This window comes from Haladaptatus sp. HS23 (assembly GCF_056892285.1).
The window spans coordinates 22,435-45,773 of sequence record NZ_JBXGLH010000010.1 but is presented as its reverse complement, the minus strand read 5'-3'; the positions used below and the strand labels follow the sequence as shown (position 1 = coordinate 45,773).

General features: G+C 58.1%; 20 protein-coding genes. 10 read left to right on the top strand and 10 right to left on the bottom strand.

The features are described 5' to 3' along the window. Window positions 1-3: 3 nt before the first annotated feature. The 6 genes from AC1XDK_RS22490 to AC1XDK_RS22465 all read left to right on the top strand — a co-directional run bounded on the left by AC1XDK_RS22490 (window position 4) and on the right by AC1XDK_RS22465 (window position 7,445). Window positions 4-711, top strand: a complete 708-nt coding sequence (locus tag AC1XDK_RS22490) for an SDR family oxidoreductase (protein ID WP_483352216.1) — start codon at window positions 4-6, stop codon at window positions 709-711. A gap of 115 nt (window positions 712-826) precedes the next feature. After that, the gene (locus AC1XDK_RS22485; protein WP_483352215.1) at window positions 827-2,167 is read left to right on the top strand and encodes a sodium-dependent transporter; all 1,341 of its coding nucleotides are present in this window, start codon (window positions 827-829) and stop codon (window positions 2,165-2,167) included. 145 nt (window positions 2,168-2,312) lie between these two features. Continuing rightward, window positions 2,313-3,647 carry a sodium-dependent transporter gene (locus AC1XDK_RS22480; RefSeq protein WP_483352214.1) on the top strand — a complete coding sequence of 445 codons (1,335 nt, stop codon included), beginning with the start codon at window positions 2,313-2,315 and terminating at the stop codon, window positions 3,645-3,647. Window positions 3,648-3,744: 97 nt separating this feature from the next. Continuing rightward, on the top strand, window positions 3,745-5,289 hold the full coding sequence (locus tag AC1XDK_RS22475; protein ID WP_483352388.1) for an acyl-CoA carboxylase subunit beta: 1,545 nt from the start codon (window positions 3,745-3,747) through the stop codon (window positions 5,287-5,289). Next, window positions 5,270-5,536 (top strand): DUF8022 family protein, encoded by a 267-nt coding sequence (locus AC1XDK_RS22470; RefSeq protein ID WP_483352212.1) that lies wholly within the window; start codon window positions 5,270-5,272, stop codon window positions 5,534-5,536. Before AC1XDK_RS22475 ends, AC1XDK_RS22470 begins: the two co-directional genes overlap by 20 nt. Window positions 5,537-6,131: 595 nt before the next feature. Beyond that, window positions 6,132-7,445, top strand: a complete 1,314-nt coding sequence (locus tag AC1XDK_RS22465) for a universal stress protein (RefSeq protein WP_483352211.1) — start codon at window positions 6,132-6,134, stop codon at window positions 7,443-7,445. A gap of 527 nt (window positions 7,446-7,972) precedes the next feature. Here the strand turns inward: AC1XDK_RS22465 and AC1XDK_RS22460 are convergent. Both AC1XDK_RS22460 and AC1XDK_RS22455 read right to left on the bottom strand, forming a co-directional pair. Then, window positions 7,973-10,387: an amino acid permease gene (locus AC1XDK_RS22460; protein WP_483352210.1), complete on the bottom strand. Its 2,415-nt coding sequence runs from the start codon at window positions 10,385-10,387 to the stop codon at window positions 7,973-7,975. 199 nt (window positions 10,388-10,586) lie between these two features. Then, window positions 10,587-11,351, bottom strand: coding sequence for an Lrp/AsnC family transcriptional regulator (locus AC1XDK_RS22455; RefSeq protein ID WP_483352209.1), 765 nt, complete (start codon window positions 11,349-11,351; stop codon window positions 10,587-10,589). Between the two features lie 958 nt (window positions 11,352-12,309). On the opposite strand from AC1XDK_RS22455, the gene AC1XDK_RS22450 reads away from it, so the two are divergent. Then, complete coding sequence (locus tag AC1XDK_RS22450) at window positions 12,310-14,532, top strand: amino acid permease (protein ID WP_483352208.1); 2,223 nt, start codon at window positions 12,310-12,312, stop codon at window positions 14,530-14,532. A gap of 601 nt (window positions 14,533-15,133) precedes the next feature. Here AC1XDK_RS22450 and AC1XDK_RS22445 read toward each other — a convergent pair. Beyond that, the gene (locus AC1XDK_RS22445) at window positions 15,134-16,006 is read right to left on the bottom strand and encodes a class I SAM-dependent methyltransferase (protein WP_483352207.1); all 873 of its coding nucleotides are present in this window, start codon (window positions 16,004-16,006) and stop codon (window positions 15,134-15,136) included. A 36-nt stretch (window positions 16,007-16,042) separates the two neighbouring features. Next, window positions 16,043-16,276 carry a hypothetical protein gene (locus AC1XDK_RS22440; protein ID WP_483352206.1) on the bottom strand — a complete coding sequence of 78 codons (234 nt, stop codon included), beginning with the start codon at window positions 16,274-16,276 and terminating at the stop codon, window positions 16,043-16,045. 143 nt (window positions 16,277-16,419) lie between these two features. Between AC1XDK_RS22440 and AC1XDK_RS22435 the strand changes: the two genes are divergently transcribed. Together AC1XDK_RS22435 and AC1XDK_RS22430 are read left to right on the top strand one after the other, a co-directional pair. Beyond that, window positions 16,420-18,249 (top strand): acetyl-CoA carboxylase biotin carboxylase subunit, encoded by a 1,830-nt coding sequence (locus AC1XDK_RS22435; protein WP_483352205.1) that lies wholly within the window; start codon window positions 16,420-16,422, stop codon window positions 18,247-18,249. A 129-nt stretch (window positions 18,250-18,378) separates the two neighbouring features. Then, complete coding sequence (locus AC1XDK_RS22430; RefSeq protein WP_483352204.1) at window positions 18,379-18,651, top strand: hypothetical protein; 273 nt, start codon at window positions 18,379-18,381, stop codon at window positions 18,649-18,651. Between the two features lie 39 nt (window positions 18,652-18,690). On the opposite strand, the gene AC1XDK_RS22425 is transcribed toward AC1XDK_RS22430, so the two are convergent. The 6 genes from AC1XDK_RS22425 to surE form a co-directional block, all read right to left on the bottom strand. After that, complete coding sequence (locus tag AC1XDK_RS22425) at window positions 18,691-18,951, bottom strand: hypothetical protein (RefSeq protein ID WP_483352203.1); 261 nt, start codon at window positions 18,949-18,951, stop codon at window positions 18,691-18,693. A gap of 166 nt (window positions 18,952-19,117) precedes the next feature. After that, window positions 19,118-19,252, bottom strand: a complete 135-nt coding sequence (locus tag AC1XDK_RS22420) for a DUF7331 family protein (protein ID WP_483352202.1) — start codon at window positions 19,250-19,252, stop codon at window positions 19,118-19,120. Further along, window positions 19,249-19,437, bottom strand: a complete 189-nt coding sequence (locus tag AC1XDK_RS22415) for a DUF7576 family protein (protein WP_483352201.1) — start codon at window positions 19,435-19,437, stop codon at window positions 19,249-19,251. The genes AC1XDK_RS22420 and AC1XDK_RS22415 overlap by 4 nt, the downstream gene beginning before the upstream one ends. Window positions 19,438-19,454: 17 nt before the next feature. After that, complete coding sequence (locus AC1XDK_RS22410; RefSeq protein ID WP_483352200.1) at window positions 19,455-19,715, bottom strand: HalOD1 output domain-containing protein; 261 nt, start codon at window positions 19,713-19,715, stop codon at window positions 19,455-19,457. Window positions 19,716-19,812: 97 nt separating this feature from the next. Beyond that, window positions 19,813-22,149 carry a bacterio-opsin activator domain-containing protein gene (locus AC1XDK_RS22405; protein ID WP_483352199.1) on the bottom strand — a complete coding sequence of 779 codons (2,337 nt, stop codon included), beginning with the start codon at window positions 22,147-22,149 and terminating at the stop codon, window positions 19,813-19,815. 60 nt (window positions 22,150-22,209) lie between these two features. Beyond that, the gene (surE, locus tag AC1XDK_RS22400; protein ID WP_483352198.1) at window positions 22,210-22,986 is read right to left on the bottom strand and encodes a 5'/3'-nucleotidase SurE; all 777 of its coding nucleotides are present in this window, start codon (window positions 22,984-22,986) and stop codon (window positions 22,210-22,212) included. Here surE and AC1XDK_RS22395 point away from each other — a divergent pair. Next, entirely contained in the window at window positions 22,985-23,302 is a 318-nt protein-coding gene (locus AC1XDK_RS22395; protein WP_483352197.1) for a hypothetical protein, read from the top strand. The genes surE and AC1XDK_RS22395 overlap by 2 nt on opposite strands. Window positions 23,303-23,339: the final 37 nt, after the last annotated feature.

The window sequence follows — 23,339 nt, the reverse complement described above, 5'->3', positions numbered from 1 at the left end:
TTTATGGACGCGAGTTTCGACTTCAGCGACAGTGTCGTCCTCGTCACGGGTGCGAGCGGGGCACTCGGAAGCGCGGTCTGTGCCGCCTTCGACGAGGCGGGGGCGACCGTCTGTGCGACGGACGTGGTCGAACCGGACGACGAAGACGCGCTTCTCGACGGCGAACGCGTCGATTTTTATCGGGCGGACTTCACGGACGAGTCAGAGGTGGAATCGGTCGTGTCGGACGTCGTTTCCGACCACGGCGGCATCGACGCGCTCGCCAACATCGCCGGGACGTGGAAAGGCGGGTCAAACATCGAAGAGACGGACGTGGGAACGTTCGACCTGCTGTTCGACGTGAACCTGAAGACGATGTTTCTCGCGTCGAAACACGCGCTCCCGCACTTACAGGAACGGGAGGGTACAATCGTGAGCGTCAGCGCGCGCTCCTCGCTGGAAGGCGGCGAAGGCGACGGGCCGTACCGCGCCTCGAAAGCGGGCGTCCGCCTCCTCACGGAGACGATAGCCGAGGAGAACACTGGCGTCGTCCGGGCGAACGCCGTGATGCCGAGCGTCATCGACACGCCCGCGAACCGAGAGATGATGCCCGACTCGGACCACGACAAGTGGGTCGACCCGGCGGACATCGCCGACGTGATGTGCTTCCTCTGTAGCGACGCCGCGGGCGCGACCAGCGGGGCCGCAGTTCCGGTGTACGGCGAGGCGTAGGTCGCTGGCGGAAAGACTGCTATTCTCTCCGACGTATATTCATTATTTCATCTTCAATGTAGGAAATATACATCGGGTCGTTTATAACTCTTAATTGGAAATGGCAAGCACACACATGGCACAACGAGAGACGTGGACGTCACGAATAGGATTCATCTTCGCCGCGGTCGGTAGCGCGGTCGGACTGGGGAACATCTGGTCGTTCCCATTCCAGACCGCGACGAACGGTGGTGCGGCGTTCCTCGTGGTCTATCTTCTGGCAGTGGCACTCATCGGCTTCCCGACGATGCTCATCGAGTTCGTCATCGGCCGTCGGGGGGAAAAGAACCCGGTCGAAGCGTTCCGACAAATCGGCCACGGGCAGTGGTCGTTCGTCGGGGGACTCGGTCTGTTCTCCTCGCTCTTGACGCTCGCGTTCTACAGCGTCGTCGGGGGCTGGGTCCTCAGTTACATCGTCGGTAGCGCCACGGGAAGCTACTTCGGCGACCCCGGAACCTATTTCGGTGCGGTGTCCGCCGGGCCGACCGCCGTCGCCGCCCACGCCGTTTTCATGGCGATCACCATCGGTATCGTCGCGCTCGGTGTCACGGGCGGAATCGAGCGAGCCACGACGTTCATGATCCCCGCCATTCTCGTCCTCCTCGTCGGACTGGGCGCTTGGGCGACGACGCTCGACGGTGCCACCGCGGGGTACAACTACTACCTTTCGCCGGACTTCAGCGTCATCGCAAACAATTTCGGTTCCATCGTCCCGCCCGCGATGGGGCAGGCGTTCTTCACGCTCTCGCTCGGGTTCAGCGTCATGATCGCGTACGCGTCGTACCTCGGCGAGGACGACAGCCTCCCGGCCGACGGGGGAGCCATCGTCGTCGTCAACACCATCGTCGCGCTTCTCGCCGGCTTCGTCGTCTTCCCCATCCTCTTCGCCACGGGTGGGGCGGAAGGCGCTGGCAGCGGCGGTGCCGGAACGGCGTTCGTGGCCCTCGCCGGCGCGTTCGGTAACCTTCCGGCGGGACAAATCATCGGATTCGTTTTCTTCGTCGTCCTTCTGTTCGCAGCCCTCTCCAGTTCCATCAGCCTCCTCGAAGTCCCGGTGTCCTACATCACCGAGCACTACGGCTACCGACGCTCGACGACCGCGGTCGCGGCCGGCGTCTTCATTTTCATCGTCGGCGTTCCCGCGACGTTCGGTACGTCCTGGCTCGGCTTCTACAACGACTTCGTGTTCAAGTTCCTCCTTCCCATCGCGGTACTCCTCCTCGCCGTCTTCATCGGTTGGTTCGCCGACACCGACGCGATGGACGAACTCGGGCGGGGGAGTTCGGTCGGCCGGTCGTTCAAGACGGTCTGGCTGTGGTGGGTACGTATCGTCGTCCCCATCGCTGTCGTCGTTACCCTCTACTTGGGTATCAAGGCGCTTTACACGGGACTCTCCTCGGGGGCCTACTTCGGCTAACGACGAATCGTAACGTATCGGTTAAATTTCCTTCCGATTCGGAATTGTAAATAGCAAGTCAGCTGCCCGAAAACCATGATTATCGTATTTTGACGGTTTTCAATCTCGAAAGTCTCATAACCGATGGACAAGCGAGTGCATAGCAATGGCACGTGAATCGTGGGCGAGTCGAGTCGGCTTCATCCTCGCGGCGGTGGGGAGCGCAGTCGGCCTCGGCAACGTCTGGCGCTTTCCGTGGATGACGGCGGAGTACGGGGGGAGCGCCTTCCTCGTCGTCTATCTGTGTATCGTCTTGCTCGTCGGCGTCCCCGGACTCCTCGCGGAGTTCGTCATCGGACGCCGCTCGAAACGAAACCCGGCCGGGGCGTTGGCTCGCCTCGCTCCCGGTACCAAATCGTGGGGCTACGTCGGCCTGTTCGGAGTCGTCACGGCGCTCGTCCTGCTGTCGTTTTACAGCGTCGTCGGCGGATGGATAGTTCGGTACTTCCTCGCTAGCTTCACCGGGTCGTACTTCTCCGCTCCCGGCAGCTACTTCACGAACATCAGCTTCGGGTGGGAAGCCGTCGCGTTCCACGCCGTTTTCCTCACCATGACGGCGCTGGTCGTCCTCGGTGGCGTTCGCGGCGGAATCGAGAAGGCGACGAAGCTGATGATGCCGGTTATCATCCTGTTGCTCGCAGCGCTAGCTGGCTGGGCAATCACGCAGTCTGGTGCGACCGATGGACTGTCCTTCTTCCTCGATTTCGACGTCGAAACGCTAAAACAGGCCGTCAAGCACGACCCTATCGGCCTGCTACAGGCGGCGGCCGGACAGGCCCTCTTTACCCTCTCGCTCGGCGTCGGGACGATGATAACCTACGCGTCCTACCTCGGCGAGGACAACAGCCTCCCGTTCGACGGAAGCGTCATCGCCGTGCTGAACACGGGAGTCGGCGTCCTCGCGGGACTCGTCGTGTTCCCGCTCCTGTTCGCGTTTCAGGGCGGTCTCAACGACACCTCCGCGGGCGGCGGCCCCGGCGCGCTTTTCGTCTCCATCGCCGGTGCGTTCACGCAGGTCCCCTACGGTAGGGTCATCGCCGTCGCGTTCTTCGCCGCAATCCTGTTCGCGGCGCTGTCGAGTTCCATCAGCATGCTCGAAATTCCGGTCGCGTACCTGGTGGACGAACAAGACGTATCGCGACGGAACGCGACTATCGGTCTCGCTGGCTTCGTACTACTCACTGGCGCGGTCTGTGCGGTCAGACCGTCCCTCTTCACGTTCGTCGCGGACACCCTCGTCAATTTGATGCTCACCGCCGGTCTCGCCGGATTCCTCGTCTTCGCCGGGTGGATTCTCGGCACGGACGCGCTCTCGGAGTTCGACTCCGGTGCGGGTGGACTCGCACGCTCGTTAGGTACACCGTGGCTCTGGAGCGTCAGGACGGTTCTCCCGCTGTTTCTCCTCGTCACCCTCGCGGTGAACCTCTACTCGTTGTTGTAGGCTGTCGAACCGTTCTCTGTCGAAGTACGGAAACCTTTTGCGCTCGCTCGTACTGCAAACCCGCAATGACAACGCGTCCGGGTGTTCAGCGATGACGATGGACGAGCGCATCGACGAACTACGCGAAAAGCGCCGCGAGGCGGAGAAGGGCGGCGGAGACGAGCGCATCGAGAAACAACACGAGCGGGGGAAGATGACGGCGCGCGAGCGCGTCGACTACTTCCTCGACGACGACACCTTCAACGAGTTCGACCAACTCCGAACCCACCGGAGCCACAACTTCGGCATGGAGGAAAAGCAGGTGCCCGGTGACGGCGTGGTGACGGGCTACGGCGAGGTCAACGGCCGCAAGGTGTTCGTCTTCGCCCACGACTTCACCGTCTTCGGCGGGTCGCTCGGTGAGGTGTTCGCCCAAAAGGTCTGCAAGGTGATGGACAAGGCGATGGACGTCGGCGCGCCGGTCATCGGCCTCAACGATTCGGCGGGCGCACGGATTCAGGAGGGCGTCGAATCGCTCGCAGGCTACGCGGACATCTTCCACCGCAACCAGCAGGCCTCCGGCGTCATCCCGCAGATTTCGGCCATCATGGGACCGTGCGCTGGCGGTGCGGTTTACTCCCCCGCCATCACCGACTTCATCTTCATGGTAAAGGACACGAGCCATATGTTCATCACCGGGCCGGACGTCATCGAGACGGTCACGGGCGAGGAGGTCTCGTTCGAGGAACTCGGCGGTGCGACGACCCACACCGACAAGAGCGGCGTCGCCCACTTCGCCGAGAACAGCGAGGAGGAAGCGCTGGACGACATCCGTCGCCTCCTCTCGTACCTGCCACAGAACAACGTGGAGGACCCGCCGCGCTTCGAACCGTGGGACGACCCCGAGCGCCGTGACGAGGAACTGAAATCCGTCGTGCCCGACCAACCGCGCAAGCCGTACGACATCGAGCGCGTCATCGAAGGCGTCATGGACGAGGATTCGTTCTTCGAGGTCCAGGAAGGCTACGCGAAGAACATCGTCGTCGGCTTCGGCCGCCTCGACGGCCGCTCGGTCGGCATCGTGGCGAACCAGCCCCGCGTCAACGCGGGCACCCTCGACATCGAGTCGTCGGAGAAAGGCTCGCGGTTCGTCCGCTTCTGTGACTCGTTCAACATCCCCATCGTGACGTTCGTGGACGTGCCCGGGTTCATGCCCGGCACGGACCAAGAACACGGCGGTATCATCCGCCACGGGGCGAAACTGCTGTACGCCTACTCCGAGGCAACGGTGCCGCTCATGACCGTCATCACCAGAAAAGCCTACGGCGGAGCGTACGACGTGATGGCTTCGAAGCACATCGGCGCGGACGTGAACTACGCGTGGCCGACCTCCGAAATCGCGGTGATGGGACCGCAGGGAGCGGTCAACGTCCTCTACAGTTCCGAACTCGCCGAGGCGGACGACCCCGATGCGCGCCGCGACGAACTTATCAACGAGTACCGCGAGCAGTTTGCCAACCCGTACACCGCCGCCGACCGCGGCTTCGTGGACGACGTCATCGAACCGCAGGACACCCGTCCGCGACTCATCGACGACCTCGAAATGCTGATGAGCAAGCGCACATCTCAACCCGAAAAGAAACATGGCAACATCCCACTCTGAGGACCTGAACCTCACGATACCGCCGGACGCCTCCGAGGAGGAAGCGGCCGCCATCGTCGCGGCCATCAACGTCCACCTCCGCGAACAGGAGGTGGCCGCCGCCGCAGAGGACGGGGAACCCGACTGGAACGGAAAGCGCTGGCAGTTCGCCGGACGGATGGCCGGGTTGCAGAACCGCGACGTTCGCGTCCCGACGAACGCGCCGACGGACGCGTGGAGCGCGGCGGGGCGGACGACGCGGTACTGATTTCACCGACCCTGTTCGCGGTCCATTAGGTCGACGACTCGTGATGCATTCGAAGAGTGAGTGCACCACTAGTTATTTGTCTATCCTTCTACTATTAGTCATTCGTGAGGAGCAACAACTATCTCGTAACTTCTTCAGGTTTCATCGTCCTCGCAGCAGTTGTTGCGCACGATTACGTTACAGGTGGGTCATCGCTCACGTTTGTGGCACTCTTGCTCGTCGCACTGATGTTGGGGGTTGTTGGCTCTGTACGCAAGTATTTCAGAGGAGATAGGGAAAGCGGGACGTAAGTCGTTAACAGTTCATAGGGTGTAGTACTCGTAGTTGGATTTCAGCGGTGTTGCCAATCCCACCGATACAGGAAGAACTGGCTGATTCAGCCAACGGTATTTTATCATCGTAGATTCAATCCAGTAGGCGTGAAATATACACTGTCTATACTGCAGGGCTGTAGGTATCGTCTAATCCCTTCTACCGGTCGCCGTGCGGGTAGTAACGAATGAAACAGAGATTCGCATCTCTCTATCACCGTTTTCGTCGCAGTTGGAGCCAAATTGGTGGATATCGATACCATCTCCATCGTCTCTACCGCTGGATGGAACAAACACCGAATTTCATACAGTTCTCGGTCCTCGTTTTCATACCCATCTTGTTTGGAATTGCGGCGTTTGTCGCGACGACGTATCCTCGTCTAATCTTTTTAGTATTCCCTCCACTCGTATCTGGGACCTACACCCTCTTTGCCGACCCAAAAGGGAGATACGCACAACCCAGCAAGTTCGTTGGTGGGCTTACGATTGGGGGTGTTTGTGGGTGGGGGTCGATCGAATTTGCTTCCTGGATAGCACTCCCCTTTGTTGAGGTCGAAATCGAGGTTTTCGGAGCGATGCTGGCAATATTATTGACGGGGATCAGTACGTGGGTTCTCGGAATGGAAGAACCGGCTGCCTACTCGACGGCGATATTGATTTTTCTCACCAAACGTACTCCGCTAACGTATATCGTCGTCATCGCGGTCTTTAGTATCTTTATCGCGGGTGCATTCATTCTCTGGCGAGACTATTTCTACAACCAGCGTGCGCGGTATATTTACCGGTCGACAAACGGTGATGACCATATTCTCGTCCCAATGCGGGGAAACAGAGCGCGCGAGACTGCACTGTTTGCTGCCCGCCTCGCAGCAGCTCATGACGTGAGTAAAATCATCCTGCTCAAATCCGTTGATGAGCGAGATAGCGATGAAACCACAGACCAACGGCCTGTGCAAACACAGGCAGAAGGTCATGAAGAGGCCGAACAACTGGAAGAATTTGCAGCACAAATCGAGGATGAAACAGGTGTGCCATGCCGGACAACCGTTGTCGTTGAAGACCAACCGCTCACACAGCTCGTAACCACAGTCGCTCACGATATGAATTGTGACCTCATCGTCACACCCTATGAAACGGCGGATGGGTCCCTCTCGTCGTTCATTCAAGGATTATTCAGGAACGAAATCGATGTCGTAGTCTATCGAGCTGTCGACGAAGGAAAATCGTGGCAACGGCTGCTTCTGTTGATCAAGGAACCGGGAGATCTTGCTCACAGCATGCTCGATTTCGCTCAGCGGCTTACAACGGAGTCCGGATTCGTGAGCGTTACTAAGTGTGTTTCAAGCAGTTCACAGCGACGGGAGGCTGAACGAATGTTAGAATCATTGGTTGAGGCATTCGATACGATTCACGAGACACGGGTTGCAACCACCTCTATCGATCAGTACCTCAATCAGAACGGGAAACACTATGATCTGATCCTCGTCGGAGCGTCTACCGACCGAAGTCCCGCATCGCGAGTACTGACACCTCCGACATTCGAAAAGATACAGAACGTCGATACAGATGTCGCAATCGTGCATGAAGGGCTCACTTGAGCCATAAGTAGATGGTATATCTATCTAAACAATCACGTGGATGAGCGATGTACCCTCGAAAACGTTGCAGAGACGCCTGTAATCGAGGATTTGAGAGAAATGGATGTTTAGCACTGTTTCGGATTCAAGCAGCTAGACTATGTGATCCCAACCGTGAACAGCCTGAACAAGGGGGGAAGAGTAAAACGCATAATAGCTGCTCCAAACCCAAGTCCAATAAACGCCGAAATGACCGCGACATCATCTCGGTAGCGGAATACCTGCCGTCCAATACATGTGAGGCTAATAACTGACAGGCAGAACAGGCAAATAAACCACCCAATGAGAGTTGCGAGAAGATCAAACACGAAATCGGAGCGCATCGACAAGAAATGATATGAGAAATGATACGATGTGAGTGACACTGCCGCTGCTCCTCCACACAGATAAAGAAAAAAGAAAACGGTGAGCACGATTGTCCCAGCGAACCCTACTTGAAAGGTCCGGTGGAGTGTCTGTTCAAATATCGTGGCCATGTCCGTACCACCTCACAGCCACCGTTGCAGATACGACTTGAGACCCTGATGCTGCTTTGCCATGATCGTCGTACTCTTCGATCTCCATCCGATTTGTTCGGGGATGACTCCGAAGACGAACTGCTGCAAGAGACCTTCCCGTGTAGCTCCGACAATTGTAAGGTCATGATCGCTGGTGCGTGCAACGATGGTATCGACGATATCGTCGCCTTCGAGTACCGTCGTTGAAACCTGGGCCTGCTCGCGGAACCGGCTTTCGGAATCGGCGAGCATCTCGCGTGCTTCCTGTTCGTTTGCACCCGGTTTGACAACGTGTACGAGTTCGATGTGCGCGCCCGTCGCAGCGGCGATGGTATCTGCGACATCAGCAGCGAAGTCGGAGTGGGGACCGCCTGCAATCGGGACAAGGATCGAATCGACTTTGCCAGCGTCGTCACCAATACGTTCGATGAGTACGTCACAAGACGCATTTTGTACGACATCATCCACGTTGCCCCCCAGTACGATATCGCGACGCTGGGTTTTGTGTTGACCTTTCCATCCCATTAGTACGACATCGCTGTCGTACTGCTCGATCGTGTTCAAGATCGCATCGCTGACATCGTGACCGATGCGAACCGTTCCGCTGACTGGGATGTCCGCCTCGTGAGCGATCTCCATCGCTTCTTCGAGGACTTCACGTTCGTCTCCGATGAATTCACGACCCTCGGATGTGGGCGTCTGTTGCGGGACGGTCACGACGCTCATGACGAGGATACCGCCGTCTGGATACGTTTCCTCGTCACGTGCCAAATCGACGGCTGTCCGCATCAGTTGTTGTGCATTTTCCGGGTTTGAGATCGGAACGACGATTTGATTCTCCGTTTCCCTGTGGGCCTTGTGTGAGACCACTGTCGGCGTCTCTTCTTCGATTTGTTTTGCTTCCTGCTGTTTCGAATAGCCGTAGTAGACACCCAGTCCAACCAGCATCCACGCAGCAGTAGCGATCAGCGCGATGAGACCGTGGTTACTCTCTCCGATACCGATGTATTCGAGTCCGAGGGTGTAGATGAGGAACGGCATCAAGAAGAACTGCAGAGCAATTCCGATGAGTGGTGGCCACGGCATATACGGGACCTTGAACGTGCGCGGCAGGTCGGGGTGGGTCTGGCGCATTCGAATGACGGTCCAGTTCACCTGGAGGAACAGCAGAATGAACATGATATCCGCCGACGCTGCGACTGCTTCGATGGGCAGGGTCACAGCCATCACGGCGATCAATATGCCCGAAATGAAAATCGCCCAGTGAGGAGTTCGCTTCTCCGAGTGGATCGAATCGAAAATACTCGGCAGTGCACGGTCCCGTCCCATCGCGAACGACACACGACTCGAGGAGTACACAGTTGCGTTGAGTGCACTCATTGTTGCGGCGAGTCCTGCAAACAGGAGCAATGGCGCGCCATACGGGACGAACTGTCCCGCTGCTTCGATAATCCCGAGTTCACCCATCTCACCGAGCGCTTTCCACGTGGGAAGAGAAGTACCCGCGGAGTTCGGGATACCGCCGGGTTGGCTGATCAGATGCTGGGTGATGTCGATGCCGCCGATTGCGGCGAATGAGACGAGAACGTAGATGGGAACGACGATAGCCATCGAGTAGAAGACGGCCTTGGGAACGTTCTTCCCAGGATCAACAACCTCTTCACCCGACTGGACGATGATCTCGTAGCCCTCGAAAGCGATATAGGTGAAACCCATTGCGCCAACAATGCCGATCCAGCCACCCGGTGCAAAGCTCGGACTGTCGAGGAATTTTGCCGTCCAATTTGGAGTTCTCACCGTTGCCCAGATACCGAAGGCAATGAAGAGGCCCAGAATGACGACCTTGATTCCCGTAACGATGACACCGGCTTTCCCAGTTTCTTCGGCCCCTCGGAAGTTGATATATGCAAACGCGGAGATCATCAGGACAGCGAGGAGTTTCTCCCAGAAACCAACGCCCAACCCGAACGCAGGAAACGTTGCAATCCCAAGGATTCGGAAGAACTCAACGAAGAAGGTCCCGAAGGTTACGGCGTACAACGAACACGCAACCGCGTGAGCGAACCAACTCATCCACCCAGCATAGAATCCGTTCGGGTCGACGAGCGCTTCTTTCACCCAGAGATATCCCCCTCCTGCTTCTGGGAATGCTGCACCGAGTTCCGCATAAGAGACGGCAGTGAACATTGCAACGGCCCCGTTGAGGATGAATGCAATCGTTAGTGCCGGTCCCGCGAGACCGGCGGCAAAACCAGTGAGGGCGAATACCCCTGCACCGATCATTGCTCCAACTCCGATGAAAGTAATATCGAAGAGGCTCATATCCCGCGATAATTCCGTTTCGACGTCGCCTTCACCGGCCGATTCGGCCGTGGAGACGTCTTCACTTGGCGAGTTTTCGGCCATGTGTAGAGTACTTCTTTACCCCACCATGAAAAAGGAATGGGTTTAATAGACCAGCATGGGATACCCAAATTGAATTTATATAGTATACGGCGATTCGAAAATCCCGCCGAGATTATACCGAGAGAGGGGATAAAACACAGTTCATTTCACGAACTTTCAGATAGGGAATTCAAATGTATATATTCATAATTTCATTCTTTTAATCAATCGTCTGAGCTTGTCCGTTAACAGTGAAGCTCTGAAGAATATTATCAGAAATGCCGCCTCTCGAGAAAACGGTGACAACATCGTTCGGCCGGATGAGCGTATCGCCCTTCGGTGTGAGGACAGTCTCATCGTGTTCGATTGCGATGACGAGAAGATCGTCCTGAATCAATCCTTCTTCGCCAGCCTCTCGTAAGGTCTTGTTAGCAACCGGTGCATCTGGATCGATTGCTACTTCGACAATATCGGCGTCTCCGGAGAGGCTTACAAGATCCGTCAATGAGATGTGATCCCCGGGTTCGTCAGGGCCAAATTCGTGGTAGGGGTGGAACCGTTCATTTTGTATTAGATCTTCGTCTTCTATCTCGAGACCACAGTCTGTGAGTTCATAGGCGATTCGAGAAAGGTCAGTAGTTCCATCACCGATTGCTTTTACCTGAACGTTCCCGCGACCGGTCATGAGTTCACGAATATTGATGACACCGGGAATTTCAAGGATTTGCTGGGCGAGTTTCTCTCCCATTGGGACTTGTATAGTGCAGGAAAACAAATTCGTCAGTCGGCCATCGGCCTCCTCAAAATCGATATTTGCGTGGAAGCCCGTAATAATGCCATTCCCTTGTAGTTGGGAAATACGATTACGGACCGTTCCTGCTGAAACGTTTACCTCATCAGCAATCGTTGGAGCGGACGTATCTCGAGCGTCTTTCATCAGATAGTAGATGATCCGTTTATCGATATTGTCGAGTCGATATGCCATAGCTGAGTCTATTCTGACCCATAGTAAACCATCTTTCGTCTATTCTTCGAACGTCTCGAGTGGAAATCACTCCGGTCTTGCCGTGACTGTTGGACATACACTTGCAAGAGAGCATAACGCATGGACAAATATTTTGCACATCATTCCACCCAATGTATCCTCGAGGAGACAAGCTCGTGCTGAGCAATATGTATCTGCAGCTGTTGATCAGCTTGACGGAGCGAAACCGGTCAATACGTGGATTTTAAAAGCCGATGATGCAATCGGAGCGATTGCCGAGCAGACGGATTACTATGACAGCACTGTTCTCGGGAGATCAGAGAAAAGTCGATTTAGTCGCTTGATTTTTGGCTCGAGTACCGCCGAGATATATTCGTCCAGCGCCAAACCGATCGCGACGACAAAACAGCGTGGTCGATGGCCAACAAAGTAGCGCTATCGTGGCATTCCTATGGTTCACGATGTGACGGTTCTATGCGACCCAAAAATACCCAATGGAGTGTCGATTCGTTATCGATAGCTGAATGTTCTTCTTTCATTCGATAGAGATAGGGGCCGTGTGGACAATCATCGCATCCGTCTACGCATTCGTGTGTTTTCGTGACCAGAGTATACCCATCCAGTTCCTCAATATGGATGATTTCTTCACCGGGTGCTGCTTCTATTTGAGTAGTTTGAGCGGCGCGTTTACGGAGCAATGTTTGCACAAATGAAATGACTTCTCGAAGTGATTCGTCCTCAAGCGTACGTAGGTCGTTGGCAAGCGATTCCGGAATCGCTCTGCTGGGGCCGGAATCAGGATGGGACATAGTGGTGGATCGATTCACAAGAATATAAATCGGGTGTGCGTTCAGTAGACACGACAAATAGTGGATAGAGGGTTCACGCTTATGTTATTCGGCTCACAAAAATAGAGAACGGAAGAAACGGAGCCGAATCTGGGTAAAAAATAGCCACTATGGTAAAAAATCTCGAACGCGATCTGGGCTTGTATGCGACGATCACGATCAGTATCGGAGCGATGATCGGAAGTGGTATCTTCGTCCTTCCGGGACTCGCAGCCACAAAAACAGGGCCAAGTGTAATATTGGCCTACTTGCTTGCGGGACTGATTGTCCTCCCTGCCGCCCTTTCGAAAGCTGAGATGGCCACAGCACTTCCTGAAGCGGGTGGGACCTATCTTTTCATTGATCGAGCGATGGGGCCGCTTCCGGGGACCATTGCCGGGATTGGTGCCTGGTTCTCGCTCGTGTTCAAAAGCGCGTTCGCTCTTGTCGGTCTGGGCGCGTATCTCCTGTTACTCGTCGATTTCTCGGCAGGCTTACTCACAGTTGTCGGGATCGGACTCGGTATTCTTCTGATCATCGTCAATATCATCGGCGTCAAGCAAACTGGACGATTACAGGCCGGGATCGTCAGTTTTGTTCTGCTCATCCTCGTGGGATTCGTGGCTGATGGGATGACATACGTCGACCACTCCCAATATCATCCGTTTTTGACGCATGGAGATACCGGGCTTCTTGCAGCAACCGGCTTCGTCTTCGTCTCCTATGCCGGTGTTACGAAAATCGCCAGTGTCGCCGAAGAAGTCGAAGATCCGGGGCGAAACATTCCCATCGCGATTCTCGTTTCGGTTCTCGTGATGATGTTGGTGTACACGTTGACCGTTTTCGTTATCGTTGGCGTTGTACCAGCCTCCGAACTACAGACGAAGCACAATTTGACGCCGATGGCCCAAGCGGCAGAAGCGTTCGCAGGGCCACTGGGCGGCCTCGTGCTTGCTATCGTCGCGGTTTTAGCATTAACGAGTATGGCGAATGCAGGTGTGTTGTCTTCATCACGTTATCCGCTCGCGATGAGCCGCGATTCGTTGGCCCCACCACAGTTCAGTGAAATAAGTGAACGATTCAAGACACCGATATACTCCATCGGATTCACTGGGTTGATTCTGCTCGTTCTGATTGCATTCGTACCGGTCGTTGATCTCGCGAAGTTGGCGAGTGCATTCCAGATTCTTGTGTTCGTCTTCATCAACGGTGCACTCATCGCGTTCCGCGAAAGTGACCTCGACTGGTACACACCCGAGTTTACAGCCCCTGGTTATCCCATAGTGCAGGGTATTGGAGCCCTCGGTGGGCTTCTTTTACTGACGCAAATGGGAATCGTTGCACTTGGAGGTGCACTGGGGATCATCCTGTTCGGTATTGCCTGGTATCGATTCTACGGTCACGAGCGGACAGAACGGGAGGGTGCAGCCCTCGATGCGATTCGGCGGTCCGAGAGTTCTCAAACGTTGATCGAGACGGAGCGAGCGGTTACTGATGGCGATGGTCACGTCCTCGTTGCAATGGATGCGGAGACATCTGTAGAACGGGAACAGACATTACTCCGCGTTGCGGCGAGCGTCGCACAGCAACAAGGCGGCACGGTTCACGCGATCCGATTTGAGGAAGTCCCAGACCAGCTTCCTCTATCCTCGGCGACTGAGCTGAGCTTGGATGACCGGGAATTCGAGACACAAACACGTGAGTTAGCTGAGGAACTTCCGGCTGTCATCGAGGCAAGTGAAGTCGTTAGCCACGATACAAAGAAAGCGGTCGTCAATTACGCGGAGAATCTCGGTGTCGAACTCATCCTTGGAGAATGGCGACCTGACCACTGGCACGCGGAACTACTCGGTAGTGACGTCGACTGGTTCATGAAACACGCTCCGTGTACGACCGTCTTCCTTCAGGATCGTGGATTACGAGCTGTTGACGAGATTGCTGTCCTTACCCAACGACGACCATACGAACCAACGAAAGTCGCGGTCGCTAATGCGATCGCTACTGTCTTCGGAGCGACTATCCGATTCGTGACCGCGGTTGACCCAAGTGCCTCGGAGGAACAGATCGGCGTAGCACGTGAATTCTTACATGAGCTTGAGGGACTCTGCTCCGTTGAAACGGAGAGCGAGGTGATCCAAGTGTCCGATACGGTTTCGGGGTTAGTCGCTGCTGCAGCAAGTGCCGACATAGCGATAGTGGGAACAGTTGCGCACTCACGTATACACGAAATGGTGCTTGGGGACCCTGCGAGCGAGATCAGTAGCCGATTAGAGTGTAGTGTACTCTTGGTTCACCCATCTAAATCCAGAGGAGCAACGCTTATCCAAGCAGTCATCGAACGAGTGGTGTACTGAGTCAATGCACAAAATAGTGTCATAACTAGATATCCCTTTCAAACGACAGGGAAGCAGACACACTTGAATCGATCAAATAGGGTTCTGTCAGCAGAACAATCATAGGTATCGATGCCGATTGATTCTCTTTAAATCCAGACGAATTTACAAACACGTGACGTTTGAGGAATCGAATGACTCGGGACTCCAGCAGTTGATTGCTGGAACAGTTGCTATCGACTATGTGGTTCGTATTATTTGAGTCATCGGTTCAAAACGACCATCTGGCCTTTCTACTGCCGCTTATACTGCCCACAGGAAGCCAATCGCCCAAAATCGGGAGAGTTCGAGGAATCGACCTCGCTACCGTCGAGCGTTCCACTTTGTCTACAGGATTAATCAGTCATCTCGAAACGGGGCGAAATCACAGAGATCGGACTTCTTTTCACCTAACTGTTCGGAACAATCGAATTCGCTTGTCGATTTCGATGAGCGTTGATACACTAAATAATACCCACGAACCGCGAATAGATTGATACGATATATTGGGGAGTCCATTTTCGCTTGTAGAATCAAACGGAGGTAACAAAGCACACCGCAGGACGAGAAAGGTTTCCAGATACTATACTCGACACACCGCCAGCATGTGCTCCGAGAAATCGACCGCCGCACGGTCTTCTCGAAGCATTCGAACGACCTCGCGCACGCTCTCGACGGCCTCGTCGCTCGCCTCCGCCAACTCCGGTTTCATCCGGTTGGCGACGCCCTCCAGACCGACCAGTTTCTCGACGGCGAAGCCCGCGTCCTGCAATTCCGACTCGAACTCCTCGGCACGGAAGAAGTGACACTCCGCCCAGCCCTCGCCGTCGGCGTGTTCGACGACGCGTTCCGCGGTGTACTTGCCGTCCTCGGCGATGGGGGCCAGTAAGCCGTGCGAGGATTCGAGGTCGAACTTCACGATGTCCCGGAGGGGCGCGAAGCGACTGATGACGGAGACGAAGACGGGCGCGTCGGGTGCGGCGACCCTGCGTAGTTCGCGCATGGCGGTGGCGCGCTCGTCGTCGTCCACGACGTGGCTCAGGGGGCCGCCGAGACAGCACACCGCGTCGAATTTTTCATCCCTGAATCGCAAATCGCGCACGTCACCCACTTCGGCGGTGATTCGGTCGGCGAGTCCGCGCTCCGCGGCGTTTTCACGGGCGAGTTCGACCTGCGTTTCGCTCACGTCCACGAGCCTCACGGTATAACCAGCGTCGGAATCCGTCGCTTCCGACGAGCAGTCGGACGTGGTCCGACGACCCCGCTCGGCGAGCCACACGGCATAGCGACCCGACGCACCGCCCACGTCGAGGACACGACCCGCGTCGGGGAGGTACTGGCCGAGGTAGTCGACCGTGTTCTCGAACTCCATGCGGGTGACGGGGTCACGCTCCAATCGCTCCCACTCGTGTTCGCCGAACTCGTCGTAGTAGGTCCGGGGGTCCATGTCGGTCATCGTCGCTCCTGGCCGGTGGTTCGTCGAACCGTCTCGTTAGTCGTCTGTTGCACTCGTTCGGTGGCGATACGGCGGGCTGACTGCCTGATTTCGTACATCGGTGTCTGATTTCGGGGTATCGTTCGATAGTGAGAACGCGAGTCGCCCGGTTTCACCCCGTCCCGCGTCAGCGGCCGAATCGGGACTCCACCCGGCGAAAAGCAGGTGCTGGCCCGTGGTTCGGGTGTCCAGCGGCGGGTGGAGTCGTTCGTTGCACGGTGTAGATGCCAAGATATATCATAAAAAACGTTTCGGGTCCCCTTCGAACGTCCGGGCCGCCTCGTCAACCAGTGTGGAAACGTCGCGTTGACGGCGTCGTCACCGGGGGAGAACCGACAGAATGAGGTGGCCTTCCCGAATAGCTTTCTGCAAGAATGTTCGATAAGGTTCTTGTCGCAAATCGCGGCGAAATCGCGGTTCGCGTGATGCGCGCCTGCGAGGAGCTCGGAATCGCCACCGTCGCCGTCTACAGCGACGCCGACCGAAATTCCGGCCACGTTCGCTACGCCGACGAAGCGTACAACGTCGGCCCGGCGCGCGCCGCCGACTCGTACCTCGACCAGGATGCAATCATCGACGCCGCAAAAAAGGCCGGTGCCGACGCGATTCACCCCGGCTACGGGTTCCTCGCGGAGAACGCCGACTTCGCCGCGAAGGTCGAAGCCACCGACGGCGTGATGTGGATCGGCCCGGAGAGCGAGTCGATGGAACAACTCGGCGAGAAGACGAAGGCCCGCAAGACGATGGATGCGGCCGGCGTGCCCATCGTTCCCGGGACGACTGACCCCGTCGAGGACCCTTCCGAGGTCACTGACTTCGGCGACGAATACGGCTACCCCGTCGCCATCAAAGCGGAAGGCGGCGGCGGCGGCCGCGGGATGAAGGTCGTTCGCGGTCCAGAGGAAGCCGAAGACCAACTCGAATCCGCCCAGCGCGAGGGGGAGGCGTACTTCGACAACGCCAACGTCTACCTCGAACGCTACCTCGAAAACCCGCGTCACATCGAGGTCCAGATAATCGCGGACCACCACGGCAACGTCCGCCACCTCGGCGAGCGCGACTGTTCGCTCCAGCGCCGCCACCAGAAGGTCATCGAGGAAGGCCCGTCCCCCGCGCTCTCGGACGAGTTGCGGGAAAAAATCGCGGAGTCGGCCCGCGACGGCGCGGACGCCGCCGGCTACTACAACGCCGGTACCTTCGAGTTCCTCGTCGAGGAGGACGAGACGCGCGGCGCCGACGAACTGCTCGGCGTGGACGCGAACTTCTACTTCCTCGAAGTCAACACCCGGATTCAGGTCGAACACTGCGTCACGGAGTGGTTGACCGACGTCGATATCGTGAAGTGGCAGATTCGAGTCGCGGCCGACGAACCGCTCGGCTTCGAACAGGACGACGTGGAACTCGAAGGTCACGCGATAGAGTTCCGCATCAACGCCGAGAACGCCGCGAACGACTTCGCTCCCGCGACGGGCGGCAAACTGACGACCTACGACCCGCCGGGCGGAATCGGCGTCCGGTTGGACGATGCGCTCCGACAGGGCGACGACCTCGTCACCGATTACGACTCGATGATTGCAAAGCTCATCGTCCACGCCGGCGACCGCGAGGAGTGTATCGCTCGCTCCCAGCGTGCGCTCGCGGAGTACGACATCGAGGGAATCCCGACCATCATCCCGTTCCACCGCTTGATGCTCGAAGACGAGGAGTTCGTCGCGGGGACGCACACGACGAAGTACCTCGACCACCACCTCGACCAGGACCGAATCGCGGACGCACAGGAGAAGTGGGGTTCGGAAACGTCGTCGAACGACGACGAAGAAGTCGTCGAACGCGAGTTCACGGTCGAAGTCAACGGCAAGCGCTTCGAGGTCAACCTCGAAGACCGCGGCGGCGTCGCGGCGGTCCCGACGAGTTCCAACGGCGGCGGCCAGAAGCCGAAACCGGCGGGTGGCAGCAGTGACAGCGGTAATCAGACCGTTGTGGACGCCGAAGGCGAGACGGTTTCGGCCGAGATGCAGGGTACCATCCTCGACGTGAAGGTCGCGGAGGGCGACGAGATCCAGTCCGGCGACGTGGTCTGTGTCCTCGAAGCCATGAAGATGGAAAACGACGTGGTCGCTTCCCGCAGTGGCACCGTCACCCAAGTCGCGGTCAGCGAGGGCGAGAGCGTCGATATGGGCGACGTGCTGGTCGTCGTTGACTGAACGAGGAAGCGAGCGGTCGATTTTTCGGCGTCTCATCGGCTCGTACGCAGTTGTAGCGTGCGAGGCACGTTCACAGGCGGTCGTTTCATATACTCTGGACCGGTAGGTATGGAAACATACCGACGAACCATGACAGAAATCGGCGACCACTACCGACCCGCCGGCGAGCCCTCCCAATCGAACGTCCACCGCGTCGTGGGACGGAGAGAGGAGGTGACGTTGTTGCGGGTAACCGACCCCGACGGGGACCGCGTCAACTCCGGCGAGATTCGTCGCTGTTCGACGGCGGAACTCGAAAGCCAGTTCGAACCGGCGAGAAACCCCGATTCGCGGTTGTCGCCCGTTTCGAGCGCGAAAAACATGCTATCGGGGCTGTACTGGAGTTTCCGGCGATTTCTGTAGTGGGTAGTCCTTCCCGATGAGGGTTCCGTCGGTGGCCCCTCAGGAGAACAAGGACAGACCGAGTCCGACGACGGAGAGGAGCGCGCCGCCGACGCCGACCCACGCGAGGCGGCCGGGTTCGAAGTCGTCCGGTCCACGGAGGGCGTTGAAGACGCTTCCGAGGAGGAAACAGACGCTCCCGATGGCCGCCAACCACGCGCCGACACCCGCGTCCTGTGTCACGAATTCGAGAGCGGCGCGGGCGATGAAACCGAGGCCGGCGAGGGCCATCGACGCGTGGTAGAGGAGGGTCCGGTTCACACGAGGAATCGGTCAGAAATTCAAATAAATATTCCGACGGTCCATTCTCGTCCGGGGAACTACCGATGGACGGTCGGTCACCTCGACGACGGCCTATCGTATCGAGTGGTCTGCGGAAGACGGATGTCGTACTGTACGCGTGGCACCTGCGGCCTTCTCCGCGTCGCTACCGTTGCACGGAAACCGTCGTGCTGGAGCGAATCCACGCTCGGTGGTTCTCCGGGTCGTAGAACATCGCCACGGTCCCGTACTCGTCCTCGTATTCGCTGTATTCTATCTCGTTGGTTCGTGATTCGGTCATTCTCTGTTATCGTTGTGTTCGCGTTCCTTCCACGCGTCTCGGCAGTCGGGCGTACAGAACGGATACAGGCGGAGCGTTCCCGTCCCGTCGGTTTCGGCGAGGACCGGATGCCACGATTCGATATCGATGGCGTCTCCGCAGACGGCACACACACGCTCGTCGGACGACGCTTCGTTTTCATCCATACGCTGTTCGCCCATCGTCACTCCGGAACGACTTCCACGATACCGTCACTGTGAACGCAGACGTCGTATCCTTCGAGCGAAAACTCGACGCGGCCGCCCCTCGTCCTGCTGTGAAAGAGCGAATCGAGGGCGTCCGGGTCGATGACGTCGTACAAGCACGTCGTGAACTCGGTCGCGTCGTCGTATCCCGCCGCGTCCATGACGGCGGAAAGTACATCCAGGCTGATTCGGTCACTATCGGCGCCCCGTTCGCCTCGTCGTTTTATATCCGTCTTCATACTTACGGGGAGGGTATACTATCTAAAGGCGTTTCCAGCTAGATTGAACGTGATAGTTTTCGACGGGGGCTATCTGTCTAGACGGATGGCTTCCGTCTTACGATTCGAAGAGACGGTGGAGGAGTTTTCGCTCCGCCGTCCGCAAGTGGTGTTGGAACGTCGGCTGTGAGATGTCGAGCGAGCGTCCCACCTCCTCGCCGGTACTCTTTCGCGGCGAGTCGAAGAAACCGCTGTAGTACGCCGTCTCCAACACCTCCCGTTGGCGGTCCGTGAGGGTCTCCGCGAGCGCCGTATCGATGTCCCCGGACACCACCGGTCGCTCTCGATGGCGGCGACTTCGCAGTTCCAACGCCGGGAACCGTTTCTGGAGCACCTCGACGAAGGTCCGAACGTCGGCGTTCGTCGAGAGTCGGACGACGACCGAACCCGGAAGCGGCCCGACGGTGACCGACTCCGGAATCGCGCCGTAGTCGAGGAGCGTCCCGACGAAACTCGAATCGGTCAGCGTCGCGGCGAACAGCGCGGACTCGTCCCGACTGCTCACTCGTTCGATGTCGACGACCTCCAAGGAGTGGGACGCGAGTCCGCACACGTCGTCCGACGGCGCGCCGTCCACGGTGAAAAACGCCGTCACCGTGGCGTCGTGTTTCGAGACGACGCCCATGAATTCGACGTGGCAGTCGAGCCGTTCCGCGATATCCACGAACACGACCGACGAATCCTCGATGTCGAACTCCAGTTCGACCATCTCGCTTCCGGTGAGGGCTTTCTTGCTCTCGACGGCGTTGATGGCGTAGGCGATGGTCTGACTCACGTCTTCGAGGACGGCCCGTTCCAGTTCGTCGAACGTCCGCGGTTCGTCGGAGTACACCGAAAGCACGCCGTACACAGCGTCACCGTAGCGAAGCGGGAGGGCACACGAGGAGCGATAGCCGCGTTTCAGCGCCTCGCTCTGCCACTGCTCGGAGAGCGGACCGCGGAGTACGTCCTGTGCGACCTGCGCCCGTTCGGTCCGAAGCGCGGTCCCTGCTAAGTCGCCCGTTTCGTCGTCGGTCTTTATCGTTACCGCGTCGAGGTAACCGCGCTCGATACCCGCCGACTCGTGCGGAACGACAGTCCCCGTTGCCGGGTCCTCCGCCCCGACCCACGCGAACCGGTACGGCCCCCCGCTCGCTAAACGGGAACAGACGGCCCTCTCTATCTCCTCGCGGGTTCGCGCCTCCACGAGCGCCCGGTCGATGCGCCGGATTCCCTCGTTCAGTTCGTTGAGGCGTTCGAGCGCCGCGTTCTGCCGACGAAGCCTCGCTTCCTGGTCGTGCAGTCGTCGTTGACGTTCGGCGCGTCCGAGGGCCGACTCGACGGCGGCCGCACAGAGTTCCGCGATGTCGAGGGTCGCCTCGCCGGACACCGAGGTGACGAACACGCCGTGCGTTCCGAGCGGAATGGAGACGGTTTCGCCGTCGAATCGGGCGTCGTTCTGGATGAACGATTCCCACGCGATGCCCTCCCCGTTCAGCAACTCCTCCGGCAGTTCGTCCACCTCCTCCGTCCTTGCGGTCGGTCGGAGCGCGCCGGTCGATTCGTCGTACAGCGCGATAATCGTCACGGGGAGGGACAGCCGGTCCGCCGCGTCCACCGTGGTGGAACACACCTCCTCCGCGGTTTCCGTCCCCAGCAACTCACGGGTAAGGTCGGACAACGAGGCGAGCGCCTCCTCGTGATGTTTTCGCCGGGTTACGTCGATGGCGACGCCGATGACGCGTTCCACGTTCCCGTCCGCGTCGAACACGGGTTGGAAGACGATATCGTATATCGTGCCGTGAAACTCCCTCGTCGTTCGAACCAAATCACCCGACAGGGAACGGAGACAGTCCTTGAGGATGTCCGGGTAGTCCTCGTACCGTTCGTAGATGGATTGACCGATGATTTCCCCGTCGGTCGCTCCCGTCGATTCCAACCCGCTTCCTTCCGCGAGTTGGAACGTCCCGTCCGTGTCGATGGAGAAAAATATCACCGGGACGTTGCGAACGATTAGCTCGTAGCGCTCGATTTCGGACTCCCGTTCGTGCCGCTCGGTGGCGTTCATGTGCGCGACGACGACGTACCGGTTTCCGTCGTCCGTTACTTCGGCGGCACGCATCACGAACCATCGTCGTTCGTCCGGGGAGTGACACGGATATTCGAGGCTGAACTCCGCCCGGTCGCCCGCCAGAATCCCGCGGATACCCGCGGCTACCTCGTCCGCCGTCAGGTCGTCAGCCACGTCGCAAACGTCGAGGTAGCTGACGCCGCACGTCGTGGCTGTCAACCCGTTTTCGCGCCCGAACTCCTCCCACGACTCGTTCGTTGCGACGATTATCCCGTTTTCGTCGAGTACCGCGACGTTTACCGGGAGTGAATCGAGCGCGAGTTGTTCGATATCGCTATGACTCACGAATCCCCCTACCCCCTAGTCATCAGGCCCGATTAGACTTCTGTGGGTAAAACGGTAGCGCTAATCGCGGTACTCCGTCACCAACTCGTCCAGCGACTCGTGGTGGTGTGTCGTGTGCGGAGCCGTCAGCGGGGAGACGCTGACCTTGCCTTCGTACACCGCACGACGGTCCGTTCCCTCCGCGTCCGGGAGCGTCTCGTCGTCCATCTGTTCCCACGTCAGGTCGTGCAGCGTGATGACGCCCCCTTCGTTGGTCGTATCCATGTCGTAGACGTGCGAGGGACGGGTGACTGCCATCGGCGTCGGCCCGTCGCTCGGCATCGGCGCGTTGACGTTCAGGTACTCCGCCTGCTCGAACACGCCCGCGTCGAGCGCGTGTTCGGTGAGATAGCTCGCCGCTCGCGCCGCTTCCTCGTACTCCTCGACGGTCGTGTCGTAGGGCCAGAGGTTGTTCGGAACGTGAAGCGAGACGGCGATGGCCGGAACGTCGAAGAACGCGGCTTCGACGGCGGCGCTGACCGTCCCGGAGCGCCCGAGCACGTACGCACCGAGGTTCGCGCCGTTGTTACAGCCGGAGACGACGATATCGGGGTACGGTCCGAGTTCGGTCAGTCCGGCGACGACGCAGTCGGTCGGGGTGCCCGTAATCGCATAGCCGAGTTCGTGGTCCTCGACTTCGACTTCGTAGGACATCGCACGGCCGACCGCGCTCTGGTCCGTCGCTGGCGCGACAGTGGTCACGTTGCCGACTTCTTTGAGACTCTCGTACAGTGCGCGGATACCGGGGCTATCGATGCCGTCGTCGTTCGTCAGAAGAATTTCGAGCGAATCGCCCATGAACAGGGGTTGGAACGGGAACGCAAAAGTACTCCGCTCGGTGTTCGTGAGCAGGCCACAACCGACGTCGGACGGTCCGACGAAAACGGTCGATACCGACTACTGTGCGAGTGACCGGAGCGGGCGACAATCACTAGTGGAAACGACCCGAACGAGTGAGACGAAACGAGGAATGACAGCGAAAAATCAGGACAGCGAGACGAGCCGACACACGGACTGCCGCGATGAAACGCCTCGATGGCCCGTCTTCGTCCCGTTTCGGACTGGGTCGGGATTGGGAACAGTATGTACTCTCGCTGTTGTAATCCAGCATTGATAATCAATGAATCACTGGGATTTAAGCTGTGAGGCTC